This is a genomic window from Brevundimonas sp. (assembly GCF_047617075.1).
GTDB lineage: Bacteria > Pseudomonadota > Alphaproteobacteria > Caulobacterales > Caulobacteraceae > Brevundimonas.
This window is the reverse complement of the sequence record NZ_JBLGCI010000020.1, coordinates 1-15,966: the sequence shown is the minus strand read 5'-3', so window position 1 is coordinate 15,966 and position 15,966 is coordinate 1. Positions and strand designations below refer to the sequence as shown.

The following is a 15,966-nucleotide window of genomic DNA, read 5'->3' as shown; positions in this document are numbered from 1 at the left end:
GCCTTTTGCTGTGACAATTGATGGTCGTCTAGACTCTCGGCCCTCGGCCGCGCAGTCCGCCCGCGACCAGGGCGATCACGAACAGGATGATGGCGATGACGGCGATGAATTTGGCGATCTCGAACGAGAAGTTCGCGATGCCGCCGAAGCCCAGAACAGCCGCGATCAAAGCGACGACCAGGAAGATGATGGCCCAGCGAATCATGGGGCGCGCCTCCAAAGCGATTGACACGGTCGCGACCCTTCGCCGGACCTGAACCATCAACGCCTCCACGGCGCCGCCGTTCCAGTTCGCGGCGGGATCAGCGCCGTCTTGCGCGGCTGCTTTCGGTGAAAGCCGCCGCCACCATGGAGGCCAGCGCCGGATTTCTCAGAAAAATCCATCCCCCGGCCAGGGCGGCTACTGTGGCCAGCACGGGACGATTGCGGAAAAGCACGAAAGCCCGTTCGCCCAGACCCGCCGGCTCTTCCTCGTCCTCGCTGTCTTCACCGTGCGCCTTGCTCAGAAACAGCATCGCGACGATCAAGGCGCCGATAGCGGCCAGCGCAGCCGTAATGGCCGCTGCAGCCGCGGCGGGAACCACCATCAACAGCAGATAGAAGAGGGTTGCGCCCAGCGCCACGATAGCCACGAAGGCGCAGGCGGCGGCGATCGCCGCCGCCACCAGCTTGTCGACAAGCCCCTTGCCCGGCATCAGCGACGACGGCCAGCCAGAAGGAGACCAAGCACAACGCCGACGCCCAGGGCGATGGCGGTGGACTGAACCGGACGCTCCTGCACCCGCTCGACCAGGGCGCGCTGCGCCTCGTCCAGCCGCTCGGTCGCGTCGTCATAGTATTCCCGACCGCGCACGCGGGCCTGGTCGTAATAGTCGCGAGCGCGCTCGCGCACCTCTTCGGACTTGGCCCGGACGCGGGCTTCGGTCTCGGCGGCGATCTCACGCAGGCGTGCGCTCTCCTCGCGGGCGCCGACCTTCAGGTCGTCCTTCAGGGTCTTCAGGTCGTTCTTGATGTCTTCCCGGGCCTTGGTGGTGGCCATGATGCGTTCTCCGGCTAGCTTGGCGGTAAAATGAGAATAGGTACCCCATCATCGCAACGCCAGAGGGCATGAGGGGTTCCGTGGCCTGACCGGGCGACGTAAGGACGCATCCATGACCTGGCTGTTCGACCCACCCGCGCCCGCCGCCCTCCCTATCGCGGGGCGCGGCGAACGTTTTCCTGTCCGCCGCATCTTTTGCGTGGGCCGCAACTACGCCGCCCACGCCCGAGAGATGGGCGCCGATCCATCGCGCGAGGCGCCGTTCTTCTTCTCCAAGCCCGCCGAGGCGGTGATCACGGCCGCTGAGGTTCCCTATCCTCCCATGACGTCGGATCTGCATCACGAGGTGGAGCTGGTCTGCGCCATAGGCGGGGAGGGCGCGGATCTGGCCCCCGCGACGGCGGCGCAGCTGATCATCGGCTGGGGCGTCGGGGTGGACCTGACCCGCCGCGACATCCAGGCCGAGGCCAAGGCTCAGGGACGCCCCTGGGACGCGGCCAAGGGCTTCGACGCCTCGGCCCCCTGCGGCGCCCTGACCCTGGGGCCATTGCCGGATCCCGACGGCGCCATCGGCCTGACCGTCAACGGCGCGGTTCGTCAGTCGGGCCGGCTGGGCGACATGATCTGGAGTCCGGCGGAAGTGGTGGCCCAGGCCTCGCGCCTGTGGCGGCTGAAACCCGGCGACCTGATCTTCACCGGCACGCCCGAGGGCGTCGGCCCCATCGTGCGCGGCGACCGCGTCGAGGCCACGATCGAAGGCCTTTCGCCCCTGACCTTCACCCTGACCTGAAAGGGCCGATCATGATCCTGCACGGCTACTGGCGCTCGGGCACCTCCTACCGCACCCGCATCGCCCTCAATCTCAAGGGTCTGACCTATGAGCAGGCGGGTGTCGACCTGCGCACGGGGGACCAGAAAAGCGAGGCCTTCCTCGCCCTAAATCCGCAGGGACTGGTTCCGGCGCTGGAGGCTGACGGCGCCGTCCTGACCCAGAGCCCGGCCATTCTGGAGTGGCTGGAGGAGGCCCATCCCGAACCGCCGCTTCTGCCTGCCGATCTGGCCGCGCGCGCCCAGGTGCGGGCCATGGCGGCGCTGGTGGCCTGCGACATCCATCCCCTGAACAACCTGCGTGTGCTCAAGGCCTTGCGGGAGACCTTCGGCGCCGATCAGGCCGCGACGGACGCCTGGGCCGGGCGCTGGATCACGGCGGGGTTCGAGGCGCTGGAGGCGCTGATCGGCCGGCACGGCGAAGGCTGGTGCTTCGGCGGCGCGCCCACCCTGGCGGACTGCTGCCTGATCCCGCAGATCTATTCGGCGCGCCGTTTCAACACGCCGCTGGACGCCTTTCCCCGCATCCTGGCCATAGAGGAAAAGGCGGCGAGCCATCCCGCCTTCATGGCCGCGCACCCGGATCGCCAGCCGGATGCAAACCTCTCGTAAACCCTGACGAGTAAGGGTTTGTAAAACTTCCGATCAGCGCTCCTTAAGTTTTGTGGGCGCATGGTCCGTCCCGTGACGTTCCAGGCTGAAACACGGACCGGCGCCGGACCGGCGTCCAGGCTCGCCCTCAATGTGCTGGGGGCGCCCGCCCGTGGGCGGGGCGCCGTTCTGCGTGAGGATTGCGTGCGCGCCCTGCTGCGCACCGCCGCCGATGGCGGGGTGGGGTTGGTGGCCACGCGCCCGGTCGCCGATGTCGAACGCCTGCTGGGCCAGTGCTGGCCGTTCCCCAGTCCCTTCCGCGTCACCGTGCGCACCGTGTCCTCCGCCGAGGGCGTTGACCGGGTCGAGGCTCGCGCCCGCCGCTCGCTGGAGCGCATGGGTCTGCCGCGCGGCGACGCGGTGATGGTCTCCTCGGCCTGCGACCTGGCCGGCGCCGACGGCCGCGCCCTGTGGGACCGGCTCGAACGTCTCAAGGACATCGGTCTGTTCCGCCGCATCGGCGTGTGCGCCCGGGTCGAGGACGGGCCCGAACTGCTGGCGCGCCGTTTCCGGCCCGACGTGGTGGAATTGCCCTGCAATCTTCTGGATCAGCGGGCCGCGACCTCGGGCCTGATCGCCGGTCTGGCCGAACATGGCTCGGCGGTTCATCTGCGCTCGGTGTTCGCCGGCGGCGTGCTGTTCGCCGCGCGCGAAGACCTGCCGCTTCATCTGGTGCAGTCCGGTTCGGGCGTGTCGCGCGCCCGGCGCAGTCTGGCCGAGAACCGGGCCGATCCCATGCAGGCCGCGCTGGCCTACGCCCTCAACCTGCCCGGCGTCGAATCCGTGACGGCGGGCGTGGCCTCGGCCGCCGAACTGCGCGCCGTTCTGGCCGCCGCCCACGCGCCCATGCCGGATCTGGACTGGCCTGCCCTGGCGCTGGACGACCCGGCGACGCTGAACGCCGCCGGGCCTTCCGCCGTCAGTAGCGCAGCCTGATCCCCACATAGCCGCTGCGGCCCGGTTCGCCGTAGCCCAGCAACTGCTGATAGTGCTCGTCGGCCAGGTTCTCGACCCGCGCCGTCAGGCTGACCTGCTCCGTCAGGGCCCAGACGGCGTTCAGGTTGGCCGTGACGAACCCGGCCCGCTCGCCGCCGGAATCCAGCATGTCGCTCTCGCTGCGCAACGTCAGGGCGCCGGACAGGCGCTCGCCCGTCCAGCCCAGGGTCGCCGAAGCCGCGTGTTCCGGCACGCGCAACAGACGCGATCCGTCGGTGGCGTCCACCGCGTCGGTCCAGGCGTAGGCGAGGCTGAGATCGAATCCGGCCGGCAGGTCCGCGCGGCCTTCCACTTCCACCCCGTCGGTGCGGGTCTCGTCGATGTTGACGTAGTAGCTGTTGAACACGGGATCGGTGAAATAGACGATCTGGTCCTCCACCTCGAGGCGATAGACCGTGACCCGGCCCTCCAGCCGCCGGTCCGCCGAGCGCCAGCCGAGCGCCGCCTCATAGCCGTCGGCGTGTTCGGGCCGCAGTTCGGGATAGGGCTCGGCGGAGAAACAGAAATCGCACACCGCCTGGCTGACCGTGGGCGCCTTGAAGCCCGTGCCCCAGGCGCCGGACAGGATGAAGCCGCCGCCCAGCTCATAGGCCGCCGACAGACGGCCGGTGGTGGCGTCACCGAAGTCATCGGTGTCGTCCTGACGCAGGCCGCCGGTCAGGCTGAACCGTTCCGACAGGTCGAAGCGCGCGGTGGCGAAGATCGAGGTGGTGGACAGCTCTTCGGTGACGCCGCTGGACAGGGCGCCGGTCGCGTCTTCGTGCTCGGCGCCGAAGGCGTATTTGACCCGGTCCTCGGCTGACTCCCCGGACGCCTGCCAGCGATAGACCTGGCGGTCCGCCTCGAAGGTGGAGGGGAAGTCGCTGAAGGATTCCCGCGTCAGGTCCGAAGCCGAGACACTGACCTGATGCTCCAGACCCAGGGCCTGAACCGTCAGGCGGCCGAAGCCGGACATTTGCTCGCGCGCGATGCTGTCATCGGTGTCGGACAGGGCGTAGCTGGGCGCCGGGAAGCCGTCGATGTCGGCCTCGGTCTCATTGTACCGAACCCGCCCTTCAAGGGTCACGGCCGGGCTGAAGCTGTAGCGGCCGTTGGCGCCGATGGTGGTGATGGTCGCGCCGTCCGCCTCGGTGTTTCCGTCCGCTTCGTCAGCGGCCGAGATGCCGTCCGTGTCGAAGTGGGAGACGAAGGCCCCCACGGCGTAGCGGTCATTGGCCACGCCGCCGGCCAACCGGCCCCGGATGGTGTCGAACGATCCCGCCTCCGCCTCGGCGCGGATCCCGTCCAGCTCGCGGGTGGTGAAGGCGATCACCCCGCCGATGGCCGAGGATCCCCACAGGGACGACTGCGGGCCCGACAGAACCTCGATGCGCTCCACATCGCCCAGGTCAAAGCCGGTGAAGTCGAAAGCGCCGTCGATGTCCGCCGCGTCATTGACCACCGCGCCGTCCACCAGCACCAGGGTCTTGCCCGGGTGCGCGCCCCGGATGCGCACGGTGGCCGGGCCGCTGAAGGCGCCCGAGCGGGTGACGCTCAGCCCCGGCACGTCGGCCAGGATGTCGGCGGCGAACACGGCGCCGCGCTGTGCGATCGCATCCTCGTCGATGACGCGGGCGCCGGGGGTCTCGGCGACGATGGCCGGCACGCGGGTGGCCGTGATGACGACCTCGTCCACATCGGTGGCGTCGTCGGCCAAAGCGGGCAGGGCGAAAAGGGCCGCAGATGCGGCCGAGCACAGGATAAGGGAACGCCTCATTGGGGCGATGCTCCGTCAATAGCCCCCGCGCGGCGCGCGCGGCGGCGTTCAAAAGCGACCAATCCGCCTGTCGCAGGACAGGACGGCGCCGGATCGGGTCGCTTCGACGGATCAGTCCCCGCGCCTCTGTCTGGTCCCGGACAGCGGACGAGCGACGTCGGCGGCCAGGTCTCCTGGCTTGCGGATCACAGGCAAAGGCCGGCCCGAAAGCCGACCCGCCGTCCTCGCCTTCCCGGATCGCTCCAGTGGCGCCCTGCCCGAAGACAGGTAGCGGACGACGGCCTAACCGCCTACAGTTGCGGGCACAGCCGCGGTGTTCGACCGCGTTCCCTTAACCGCCTGCCGCGCTTGTGACAGGCGTCCCGGCCTTGCGCAAGAAGCGTCAGCGTCTAGGGTTCGGGCCATGTCCTCCCCCGTACCCGACCGCCGTACGCCCGAGTTCCGAAACGTCACCGCCGAGACCTTTCGCACCGACATCCTGCCGGCCGCCCGGCCCGCGATCCTGCGCGGTCTGGTGGCCGACTGGCCGGCGGTCCAGGCGGGGCTGAAATCGCCCGAGGCCCTGGCCGACCATATCCGCGGCTTCGACACCGGCGCCCCTGTGCGCTTCGCCGAGGCGCCGCCCGAGGTGGATGGCCGCTTCTTCTACAACGACGGCATGACCGGGGTGAACTTCACCCAGAGCGAGTCCACGGTCGGGGCGGTGCTGGACCGGTTGCTGGCGCTGAGGGACCAGGACGCCCCGCCCGCCGTGGCCATGCAGTCGGTGCCCGAGCCCCAGGCCCTGCCCGGTTTCGCACGCGCCAATCCTTCCCCCCTGCTTGGCGAGGACGTGTTTCCGCGCCTGTGGATCGGCAATGCGGCCACGGTGCACACCCACCACGACATGAACGACAACATCGCCTGCGCCGTAGCGGGGCGTCGCCGGTTCATCCTGTTTCCGCCGGACCAGACGCGAAACCTCTACATCGGCCCGTTCGAGCGCACCCCCGCGGGCCCGCCGGTCAGCATGGTGTCGGTGGTCGAGCCGGATTATGAGCGCCATCCCCGCTTCGCAGACGCCTGGGCCGCCGCCGAGTCCGCCGATCTGGCGCCCGGGGACGCCCTGTTCATCCCCTACATGTGGTGGCACCACGTCCAGTCGCTGGACCGGTTCAGCGTGCTGGTGAACTACTGGTGGAACGAGGCCCAGATGCAGGCCGGGCCGCTGGAGGCCATGATCCACGCCATGCTGGGCATCCGCGACCTGCCGCCCTCCCAGCGCGAAACCTGGCGCGCCATGTTCGACGCCTTCGTGTTCGAGGCGGACGATCCGCCCGGCGCTCATCTACCCGAGGACAAGCGCGGCGTTCAGGGTCGTCTGACGCCCGCCGCCGTGGCCCAGGTGCGCCAGATTCTGGCCCGGACCCTGGCGAACTGACCCCGTCGCCGGATTCGTCCACGATCCCGTGGCGGTATAGGGCTCGTCAGCCTTGAGCGCGCCCGCCCGATCCGTCACCTTGCGCGCTTCATGAACGCTCCCGTCAAACAGCCGACTGACGCCCGCCCGATCACGCCCGACCCGGGCGTGACCCCGGTCATGGCCCAGTTCCTGGACGCCAAGGCGCGGCATCCGGACTCCCTGCTGTTTTTCCGCATGGGCGACTTCTACGAACTGTTCTTCGAGGACGCCCAGAAGGCCGCGGCGGCGCTGGGCATCACCCTGACCAAACGGGGTCTGCACAAGGGTGAGGACATCCCCATGGCGGGGGTGCCGTTCCACGCCGCCGAGGGCTACATCGCCCGCCTGATCCGTCAGGGCTTCAAGGTCGCGGTTTGCGAGCAACTGGAGGACCCGGCCGAGGCGAAGAAGCGCGGCTCCAAGGCGGTGGTGCGCCGCGACGTGGTGCGGGTCATCACGCCGGGCACCCTGACCGAGGACTCCCTGCTGGACGCCAAGGGCTCCAACCGGCTGGCGGCGGTGTCGGTGCGGCGAGGCCGCGCCGCCGTGGCCGTGGTGGAGCTGTCCACCGGCCAGGTGGAGACCATCGTCAGCGAGCCCGGCGATCTGGCCGCCAATCTGGCCGCCTTTCGCCCGTCCGAGGTGCTGGTGCCCGACCGGCTGTTCTCGGACGACGACATCCGCGCAGCCCTGGACGGCTCCGGCGGGGTGGTTCAGGCGCTGGCGCAGGGGCTGGCCGAGCCCGCCGCGGCGCGTGACCGGGTCCAGCGCCTGTACGGCGTCGCCACCCTGGACGGTTTCGGGACTTTCGAGGAGGCCGAGGTCTCCGCCCTGGGCCTCGCCGCCGCCTATCTGGAGACCACCCAGGCGGGCCGGCTGCCGGTGCTCAAGGCCCCCCGCCGCGCGGCCCAGGCCGGCTGGCTGGCCATCGATCCGGCCACCCGCGCCAGCCTCGAGATCGACCGCGCCCAGTCCGGCGCCCGCGAAGGCAGCCTGCTGGCCTGCGTCGACCGCACCATCACCTCGGCGGGCGGCCGGGCCCTGGCCGAACGCATCACCCGGCCCCTGCGCGATCCCGCCGCCATCAATCATCGACTGGACGCCGTAGAGTGGTTGCTGGAGCGCCGCGACCTGCGCCGCGACCTGCGCGAGGTGCTATCAGGTTCCGCCGACGTGGCCCGGGCCGTGACCCGGCTGGCGCTGGGCCGTGGCGGCCCCCGCGATCTGGCCGCCGTCCGCTCGGGCCTGAAGACCGCCGAGGCGGTCTCCGCCCTGTTCGCCCGATCCCCCGACCCCCTGACCAGCCCGCCCGCCGAGATCGAAGAACGGCTGTCGGAGCTGTCGCCCACGCCCGACACGGGCGCCCTGCTGATCGACCTCCAGGAGGGGCTGGTGGACGAGCCGCCCCATCTGGCGCGCGATGGCGGTCTGGTGCGCCCCGGCTGGCGGCCCGAGCTGGAGGCCGTCCGGACCCTGCGCGACGACAGCCGCAAGGTGATCGTGGATCTGGAGCAGCGCGCCCAGACCGAGTCCGGCGTGGCCTTCAAGGTCAAGCACAACGCCGTGCTGGGCTATTTCCTCGAGACCAGCGCGAAGAACGCCGAAACGCTGCTGCGCCCGCAGGCCGACAGCCCCTTCATCCACCGCCAGACCCTGGCCAATCAGGTGCGCTTCACCACCGTGGAGCTGTCCGAGCTGGACGCGAAGATCAGCCAGGCGGGCGCCCGCGCCCTGGCCATGGAGGGCGAGATCTTCGAGGGCTGGCGCCGCACGGTCGCCGATCTGGCCGCCCCGCTCCAGGCCGTCGCCGACGCCCTGGCCGAGCTGGACGCCGCCGCCGCCCTCGCCGAATGGGCCGTGGAAGCGGGCGCCGTGCGCCCCCATGTGGACGGCTCGCTGATCTTTCAGGTCTCGGGCGGCCGCCATCCGGTGGTCGAGGCGGCGGTCACCCGCGCCGGCGATCCCTATACGCCCAACAACTGCGCCTTGGACGGCTCCGGCGCCGACTGCGCGCGCCTGTCCATCGTCACCGGCCCCAACATGGCGGGCAAGTCCACCTTCCTGCGCCAGAACGCCCTGCTGGTGGTGCTGGCCCAGGCCGGCGCCTTCGTGCCGGCCAAGTCCATGAAGCTGGGCGTGGTGGACCGGCTGTTCAGCCGCGTCGGCGCGGGCGACGATCTGGCGCGGGGCCGCTCCACCTTCATGATGGGGATGGTCGAGACCGCCGCCATCCTGACCCAGGCCACCGACCGCAGCTTCGTGGTGCTGGACGAGATCGGCCGGGGCACCGCCACCTATGACGGCCTCGCCATCGCCTGGGCCGTGGCCGAGGCCCTGCACGAGACCAACCGCGCCCGCACCCTGTTCGCCACCCATTATCACGAGCTGGCGCGGCTGGAGGAGCGGCTGGACCACGTCTGCAACCTGTCCATGAAAGCCCGCGAGTGGAACGGCGAGCTGGTCTTCCTGCACGAGGCGGCGCCCGGCGCGGCGGACCGGTCCTACGGCGTGCAGGTGGCGAAGCTGGCCGGGGTGCCGCCGTCGGTGGTGGGCCGCGCCCGCGAGGTGCTGGATCGGCTGGAAGCAGACAAGGCCTCCAGCATCCGTCTGGACGACCTGCCCCTGTTCGCGGTGCACGAGCCCGAGCCCGTCTTCGGCCCGTCGCCCACGGACGAGGCGCTCGCTGACATCAATCCCGACGAGCTGAGCCCGCGCGAGGCGCTGGAGGCGCTGTATCGCCTGAAGGGACTGGCCCGCTCGTGATGCTCACATCCGCCTTGGACGACCGTCTCGCCGCCCTGAAGGACGCAGCGGACGTCCGCGCGGAGGCAGCCGCCGCCCTGTCCGAGCACTGGAGCGCGGGCCGCGAGAAGGCGGCGTCGAAACTGGCGTCCGGGCTGGGCGGGGTCGAGGTGGCGCGCCTGTTCTCCGGCGCCGCCGACGAGATGCTTCAGGCCCTGTGGCGCTTCACCACCGAAATCCTGCACCCGCCCGAAAGCGCTGAGGAGGACGCCAAGCTGGCCCTGCTGGCCACCGGCGGCTACGGGCGCGGCGTGCTGGCGCCGTACTCCGACCTGGACCTGCTGTTCCTGCGTCCGGCGAAGGCGAGCGGGCGCATCGAGCGCGTCACCGAGTTCATGCTGTATGTGCTGTGGGATCTGGGCGCCAAGGTGGGCGTCGCCTCGCGCACCATGAACGAGGCCCTGACCCTGGCCCGCGACGACATGACCATCCAGACCTCGCTGCTGGAGGCGCGCTTCCTGGCCGGCGACGAGGACATGGCCAACGCCTTCCTCAAGGTGTTCCGCCGAGAGATGAGCAAGACCGACCCCCGCGCCTTCATCGCCGCCAAGCTGAAGGAGCGGGATCAGCGCCACTCCCGCGCCGGCGCCGTGCGCTACCGGGTCGAGCCCAACATCAAGGACGGCAAGGGCGGCCTGCGCGACCTCAACGCCCTGTTCTGGATCGCCCGGCGCCTGACCCCCGACAGCCTGCTGGGCGCCGAGGCGCTGGAGGGTCTGCTGACCGGGCGCGAGCGCCGCACCTTCGAGGAGTCCTTCGACTTCCTCTGGCGGGTGCGCCATCACCTGCACCGCGCCGCGGGGCGGGCCGAGGAGAAGCTGACCTTCGACCTGCAGCCCGAGGTGGCCCGGCGCATGGGCTGGCAGGGGCGGGGCGACGAACCGGCGGTGGAGCGCTTCATGCGCCGCTATTTCCTGGTGGCCCGGGATGTGGGCGGCCTGACCCGGGCCCTCTCCGCCAAGCTGGAGGAGCGGGGCCAGAAGCGCGCCCTCAGCCTGACCCGCCTGATCCCCCGCCGCCGCCGCAAGCTGGGCGAGCCGGGCTTCGTGGAGGATCACGGCCGCCTGTCGATCACAGCGTCGGACGTGTTCGAGGCCGAGCCCCTGCGGCTGCTGACCCTGTTCCAGCTGGCGGACCGCCACGACCTGGACCTGCACCCGGACGCCTTTTCCGCCGTCACCCGGTCACTCAATCTGATCACGCCGAAACTGCGCCGCGACCCGGCGGCGTCCGAGGCCTTTCTGGATATCCTGACCAACGGCCACCGCCCATACCGGGTGCTGACCCTGATGAACGAGACGGGGCTGCTGGGCCGGTTTCTGCCGGAATGGGGCCGCATCGTCGGCCAGACCCAGTTCAACATGTACCACGCCTACACGGTGGACGAGCACACCCTGCAGGCCATCGGCGTCATCAACGACATCGTCCGGGGCAAGCTGAAGGACGACCATCCCCTGGCGTCGTCCCTCATGCCCCTGATCCGGGACCATGAAGTGCTGATGCTGGCCATGCTGCTGCACGATGTGGGCAAGGGCGGGGACAGGGGCCAGCTGGAGGACGGCGCCATCGCCGCGCGGCGGGCCTGCGAACGCCTCGGCCTGGACCCGCGCCGCGCCGAGCTGGTCGCTTGGCTGGTGCGCCAGCACCTGACCCTGTCCGACTACGCCCAGAAGCGCGACGTATCCGATCCGGCCACCGTGCGCGCCTTCGCCGAGATCGTCGGCGATCTGGAGCGCCTGCGCATGCTGCTGGTGCTGACCGTGGCCGACATCCGCGCCGTCGGCCCCGGCGTCTGGAACGGCTGGAAAGGCCAGCTGATGCGCGACCTTTACCGGCATACCGAGCGCCAGTTCCGGGGCGCTCCGGCGGAGATGGACGATCCGCTCAGCCGCCCCATGGCCGCCTATGACGCCCTGGTGGAGCGCGCCCGCCGCGACGGGGCCGCCGCCATGGCCGGGCCGTCCGACAACCAGGCCGCCGAGGTGGCCATCGCCGCGTCGGACCGGCCCGGCCTGTTCGCCCTGATCGCCGGGGTCATGGCCGATCTGGGGGCCGACATCGTGGGGGCGCGGGTCACCACCGCCGCCGACGGCACGGCGCTGGATATCTTCCAGCTGCAGGACGGAGCGGGCGAACCCTACGGCCTGGCCGAGCCGCGCCGCCTGCGCCGTCTGCTGGCGGCGCTGGAGCGGGTCGGACGCGGCGGCGCCGTCACCCCCGCCGATCCCGTGCCGCCCGCCAGCCCGCGCCGCGCCGCCTTCGACGTCCGTCCGGTGGTGATGATCGACAATGCGGCGTCCGAGACCGCCACGGTGATCGAGGTGTCCGGCGCGAACCGGCCCCGATTGCTGGCCCAGCTGGCGCGGGCCCTCGCCGATCAGAGGTTGTCCATCCGCTCGGCCCACGTGGCCACATTCGGCGAGCGGGCGGCGGATTCCTTCTATGTCACCACCGACAAGGGCCGGAAGATCACCGGCGACAAGCGGCTGGATGATATTCGTGCGGCGCTGGAGGCGGTGATGGATCAGGCCCCGCCGCCCAGCCCGCGCGGCCGCCCCCTGATCCGCGCACGGGCCAGCGCCCGCGACGTCTCCGAACTGGGCCGCAAGGCCGCCGTTCCCCGCCGCGCCGAAGCAAGGTAAGGGCGGATGTCGCGCCATCCCGGATGTCTCGCTGAATGACCATCGACCCCGAACTCCGGGCCTCGGCCTCCACCAACCCGCCGCCGCCGGAGCCGCCCAGATCAGGCGGCGTGATGCGCTCGTCCGCCATCTTCAGCGGCCTGACCCTGGTCAGTCGTCTGGCCGGGTTCGCCCGGGACATCGCCGTCACCGCCTTCCTCGGCGCCTCGGCCGGACCGGCGGCGGACGCCTACAATACGGCGCTGAGCTTCCCGAACCTGTTCCGCCGCATTTTCGCCGAGGGCGCCTTCGCCGCCGCCTTCGTGCCGGCCTATGCGCGCAAGCTGCAGAAGGACGGCGCCCCGGCCGCCGACGCAGTGGCCACAGACGCCCTGGCGGTGCTGGCGGTCGTCACCCTGGCCCTGACGGTGGTGGCCCAGCTGGCCATGCCGTGGCTGATGATGGCCATCAATATCGGCTTTCTGGATGACCCGGACCGCTATCGTCTGGCGGTGATTCTGACCCAGATCACCATGCCCTATTTGCCGTGCATGGCCATCGCCGCCCTGTTGTCAGGCGTGCTGAACGCGCGCGGGCGCTTCATCGTCTCGGGCGCCTATCCGATCCTGCTGAACCTCATCATGCTGGCCGCCCTGCTGACCTTCCAGGGGGATCAGATCCGGGCCGCCCATGCCGCCTCCTGGGCGGTGCTGGTCTCGGGCGTGGCCCAGGCGGGCCTGTGCTGGTGGGCGGTCCGGCGCGCCGGGGCCAATGTCCGCCTGCGCATGCCGCGCCTGTCGCCGGAGGTGAAGGCCATCATCATCACCGCCATCCCGGCGGCCATCGGCAATTCGGCCACCCAGATCAATGTCTTCATCTCGGGCAATCTGGCCAGCTTCGTGGACGGGGGCCGCAGCTGGCTGGCCACCGCCGACCGTCTGTACCAGCTGCCGCTGGGGCTGGTGGGGGTGGCCATCGGCATCGCCCTGTTGCCCAAGCTGTCGTCGGCCGTGGCGTCAGAGGACCATGCCCAGCAGCAGGCCTCCATGGACGAGGCCATGGTTCTGTCCATGGCCCTGACCCTGCCGGCGGCGGCGGCCATCCTGGCCATGCCCCTGTTTCTGATCGACGGCCTGTTCACCCGCGCCGAGTTTCTGGCCTTCGACGCGGTCAACACCGCCAACGCCCTGTTCCAGTTCGGTTGGGGCGTGCCCGCCTTCATCCTGATCCGCATTCTGGCGCCGGCCTTCTTCGCGCGGCAGGACACCCGCACCCCGATGAAGTACGCCCTGGTGTCGGTGGCGGTGAACGCGGTTCTGGCCATCGCCCTGTTCAACATGGGGCTGGGCGTCTCGGGCATCGCCGCGGCCACCAGCGCGGCGGCCTGGACCAACGCCGGGCTTCTGGCCCTGACCCTGTGGCGGCGCGACCATTACCGGCCCGGCGCCTCGGCCATCTCGCGGCTGATCCGCGTCCTGATCGCCAGCGTCGTTCTGGGCCTGATCCTCGTGGGCGCCCAGCAGGCTCGGCCCATGATCGAGGCGCCCATCGCCGCGGTTCTGGATCACGGGGCTAAGGAGATCGCCCTGATCGGCGTCACCGCCGTCGGCGGTCTGGTCTATCTGATCCTGCTGTTCGTCACCCGCGCAGTGACCATCGGCGAGGTGAAGGGCCTGATCCGGCGCGAGCGCAGGGGCTGATCCCGGCTTGCCCTATGGGCGGCGCTGGGGCATTGCCACGCCATGTCCGACGCTGAACCCATCGCCTACACCGGCCCGCGCCGCATCCTGTCCGGCATCCAGGCCTCCGGCGCCCTGCACCTGGGCAATTATCTGGGGGCCCTGCAGCGCTTCACCGCGCTGCAGGACTCCGGCGCGCCCTGTTTCCTGTTCGTGGCCGACATGCACGCCATCACCGTGTGGCAGGAGCCCGAAAAGCTGGCCGCCCAGACCCGCGAGATCGCGGCCGCCTACCTCGCCTCGGGCCTAGACCCGGCGAAGTCGGTGATCTTCCCGCAATCAGCCGTGCGCGCCCACGCCGATCTGGCGTGGGTGTTCAACTGCGTCGCCCGCCTCGGCTGGCTGGACCGCATGACCCAGTTCAAGGAGAAGTCCGGCAAGCACAAGGAGCGCGCCTCCGTGGGCCTGTACACCTATCCGGTGCTGCAGGCCGCCGACATCCTGCTCTACAAGGCCACCGAAGTGCCGGTGGGCGAGGACCAGAAACAGCACCTTGAGCTGACCCGCGACATCGCCGCCAAGTTCAACAACGATTTCGGCGTGCCCGGCTTCTTCCCCCTGCCGGATCCCCTGATTCAGGGACCGGCCACCCGCGTCATGTCCCTGCGCGACGGCGCGGCCAAGATGTCCAAGTCCGATCCCTCGGACATGAGCCGCATCAATCTGACCGACGACGCCGGCGCCATCGCGGCCAAGATCCGGAAGTCCAAGACCGACATGGGCGTCATGCCCGCGCCGGACGAGGCGCTGGACGACCGGCCCGAGGTGAAGAACCTCATCGCCATCTACGCCGCCCTGTCGGACCAGAGCCGCGAACAGGTCACCGCCGAGTTCGCCGGTCAGGGTTTCGGCGCCTTCAAGCCGAAGCTGGCCGAGCTGGCGGTGGCGTCGCTGGCGCCGGTGACCGCTGAGATGCGCCGCCTGATGGACGACCCGGCCGAGATCGACCGCGTCCTGAAGTCCGGCGCCGAGCGGGCCGCCGAGATCGCCGATCCAGTGGTGGACGAGGTCAAGAAGATCGTCGGCTTCTGGCGCGCCTGACCTAGCTGGTCCACCGCAGGGTCGCCGCCTTGACCGGATTGGCGAAGGCGCGGTTCTCGGCGCGGCTCTTCAGCCATTCGCGCTTCAGCTGCTGGTACCACTTGGCCTGTTTGTCGGCGTCGTCGATCCAGATCAGGGCCGGGTCGTAGCGCAGGCCCTCGTTCTGCAGGTTCACCATGTCGCCGTCCTGCTTCAGGAAGGCGCGGGCCCCCAGCTTCAGGAACGGGCGCACCAGACCGAACACCCAGTGGTCGGACCAGAAGATCTGGGTGATCCGGGTCTTCGTTTCCGTGATGGGGGTCAGGCAGGTCAGGGCCAGCACCTGTTTCTCGCCCACCTGGATGTGCTCCCAGCGATAGCCGGGCAGGCGGAAAGTGATCTCGGTGGCCGGCTTGCCACCCAGGATGCGGTAGGCGCGGCTGTTGGATGACGGCGCGTGGCGCGCCATGGCGAAGCCGTGTTCGCGCGGTTCGAAGGCCTTGGCCTTCTCATGCTGGCTGTGGGAGGTGCGCCACCACCACTGCTGATGCACATAGGGGCCGTGGGCCGGGTCCATCAGGCCCACCACGGCGTGGTCCACATGGCTGTCGAAATCCATCCATTCGACCAGCTTGGCGTCTCCCCCCACCACGCCGGGGAATATCGGCGGATCATGGTCGGGCGCGGATGGATTGCGAGGATCGGAGGCCATCCACACGAACACCAGCCCCTGGCTCTCCACCACCGGATAGGATCGCACCCGGATCCGGTCCGCCTCGAAGGCCTGCTCCTTGACCAGCGAGGGGATCGCGGCGCACACGCCGTCAGTCCGGAAGCGCCAGCCGTGATAGGGGCACTCCACCGTTTCGCCCTCGCCCTCGTGGTCCACCAGCTTTCCGGCGGACAGGGGCGCGGCGCGGTGGGGGCAGATGTCGCGCATGGCATAGACCTGACCGGCCCGCGTACGCCCGATCAGCACCGGTTCGCCCAACAGTTCGTAGCGCTTCAGGCCCGCGACCTTCACGTCCCGCGACAGGGCCGCGAAATACCAGGCGTCGGTGATGAAGCCCTTG

At 70.1% G+C, this 15,966-nt stretch carries 13 protein-coding genes and 1 riboswitch; of the genes, 8 read left to right on the top strand and 5 right to left on the bottom strand.

From position 1 onward, the window contains the following. Positions 1-28: 28 nt before the first annotated feature. From ACI8U3_RS14495 to ACI8U3_RS14485, 3 genes are all read right to left on the bottom strand, one after another. Positions 29-205: a DUF1328 domain-containing protein gene (locus ACI8U3_RS14495; RefSeq protein WP_415015581.1), complete on the bottom strand. Its 177-nt coding sequence runs from the start codon at positions 203-205 to the stop codon at positions 29-31. A gap of 97 nt (positions 206-302) precedes the next feature. After that, positions 303-695 carry a hypothetical protein gene (locus ACI8U3_RS14490; protein ID WP_415015580.1) on the bottom strand — a complete coding sequence of 131 codons (393 nt, stop codon included), beginning with the start codon at positions 693-695 and terminating at the stop codon, positions 303-305. Beyond that, positions 695-1,039, bottom strand: a complete 345-nt coding sequence (locus ACI8U3_RS14485) for a glycine zipper domain-containing protein (RefSeq protein ID WP_415015579.1) — start codon at positions 1,037-1,039, stop codon at positions 695-697. The genes ACI8U3_RS14490 and ACI8U3_RS14485 overlap by 1 nt, the downstream gene beginning before the upstream one ends. Positions 1,040-1,151: 112 nt before the next feature. On the opposite strand from ACI8U3_RS14485, the gene ACI8U3_RS14480 reads away from it, so the two are divergent. Genes ACI8U3_RS14480 through ACI8U3_RS14470 form a run of 3 tightly spaced genes read left to right on the top strand, consistent with a single transcriptional unit; the run spans position 1,152 to position 3,454 of the window. After that, a complete protein-coding gene (locus ACI8U3_RS14480) occupies positions 1,152-1,829 on the top strand; it encodes a fumarylacetoacetate hydrolase family protein (RefSeq protein WP_415015578.1) in 678 nt (225 codons plus the stop codon). A gap of 11 nt (positions 1,830-1,840) precedes the next feature. Further along, positions 1,841-2,479, top strand: coding sequence for a maleylacetoacetate isomerase (maiA, locus tag ACI8U3_RS14475; RefSeq protein WP_415015577.1), 639 nt, complete (start codon positions 1,841-1,843; stop codon positions 2,477-2,479). Between the two features lie 60 nt (positions 2,480-2,539). Further along, positions 2,540-3,454: an aldo/keto reductase gene (locus tag ACI8U3_RS14470; protein WP_415015576.1), complete on the top strand. Its 915-nt coding sequence runs from the start codon at positions 2,540-2,542 to the stop codon at positions 3,452-3,454. On the opposite strand, the gene ACI8U3_RS14465 is transcribed toward ACI8U3_RS14470, so the two are convergent. Beyond that, positions 3,438-5,270, bottom strand: coding sequence for a TonB-dependent receptor plug domain-containing protein (locus ACI8U3_RS14465; protein ID WP_415015575.1), 1,833 nt, complete (start codon positions 5,268-5,270; stop codon positions 3,438-3,440). The genes ACI8U3_RS14470 and ACI8U3_RS14465 overlap by 17 nt on opposite strands. Positions 5,271-5,436: 166 nt before the next feature. After that, positions 5,437-5,603: riboswitch (cobalamin riboswitch) on the bottom strand. A gap of 70 nt (positions 5,604-5,673) precedes the next feature. Between ACI8U3_RS14465 and ACI8U3_RS14460 the strand changes: the two genes are divergently transcribed. The 5 genes from ACI8U3_RS14460 (at position 5,674) to trpS (ending at position 14,914) form a co-directional block, all read left to right on the top strand. Then, the gene (locus ACI8U3_RS14460; RefSeq protein ID WP_415015574.1) at positions 5,674-6,690 is read left to right on the top strand and encodes a cupin-like domain-containing protein; all 1,017 of its coding nucleotides are present in this window, start codon (positions 5,674-5,676) and stop codon (positions 6,688-6,690) included. A 90-nt stretch (positions 6,691-6,780) separates the two neighbouring features. Continuing rightward, entirely contained in the window at positions 6,781-9,474 is a 2,694-nt protein-coding gene (gene mutS, locus ACI8U3_RS14455) for a DNA mismatch repair protein MutS (protein ID WP_415015573.1), read from the top strand. Beyond that, positions 9,474-12,155, top strand: coding sequence for a [protein-PII] uridylyltransferase (gene glnD / locus ACI8U3_RS14450; RefSeq protein WP_415015572.1), 2,682 nt, complete (start codon positions 9,474-9,476; stop codon positions 12,153-12,155). The genes mutS and glnD overlap by 1 nt, the downstream gene beginning before the upstream one ends. Positions 12,156-12,190: 35 nt before the next feature. Then, entirely contained in the window at positions 12,191-13,834 is a 1,644-nt protein-coding gene (gene murJ, locus ACI8U3_RS14445) for a murein biosynthesis integral membrane protein MurJ (protein WP_415015571.1), read from the top strand. Positions 13,835-13,876: 42 nt separating this feature from the next. Next, entirely contained in the window at positions 13,877-14,914 is a 1,038-nt protein-coding gene (trpS, locus tag ACI8U3_RS14440) for a tryptophan--tRNA ligase (protein ID WP_415015570.1), read from the top strand. A gap of 1 nt (position 14,915) precedes the next feature. Here trpS and ACI8U3_RS14435 read toward each other — a convergent pair. Then, positions 14,916-15,966 (bottom strand): Rieske 2Fe-2S domain-containing protein (locus tag ACI8U3_RS14435; protein WP_415015569.1); only part of this gene is annotated, 1,051 nt, incomplete at its 5' end.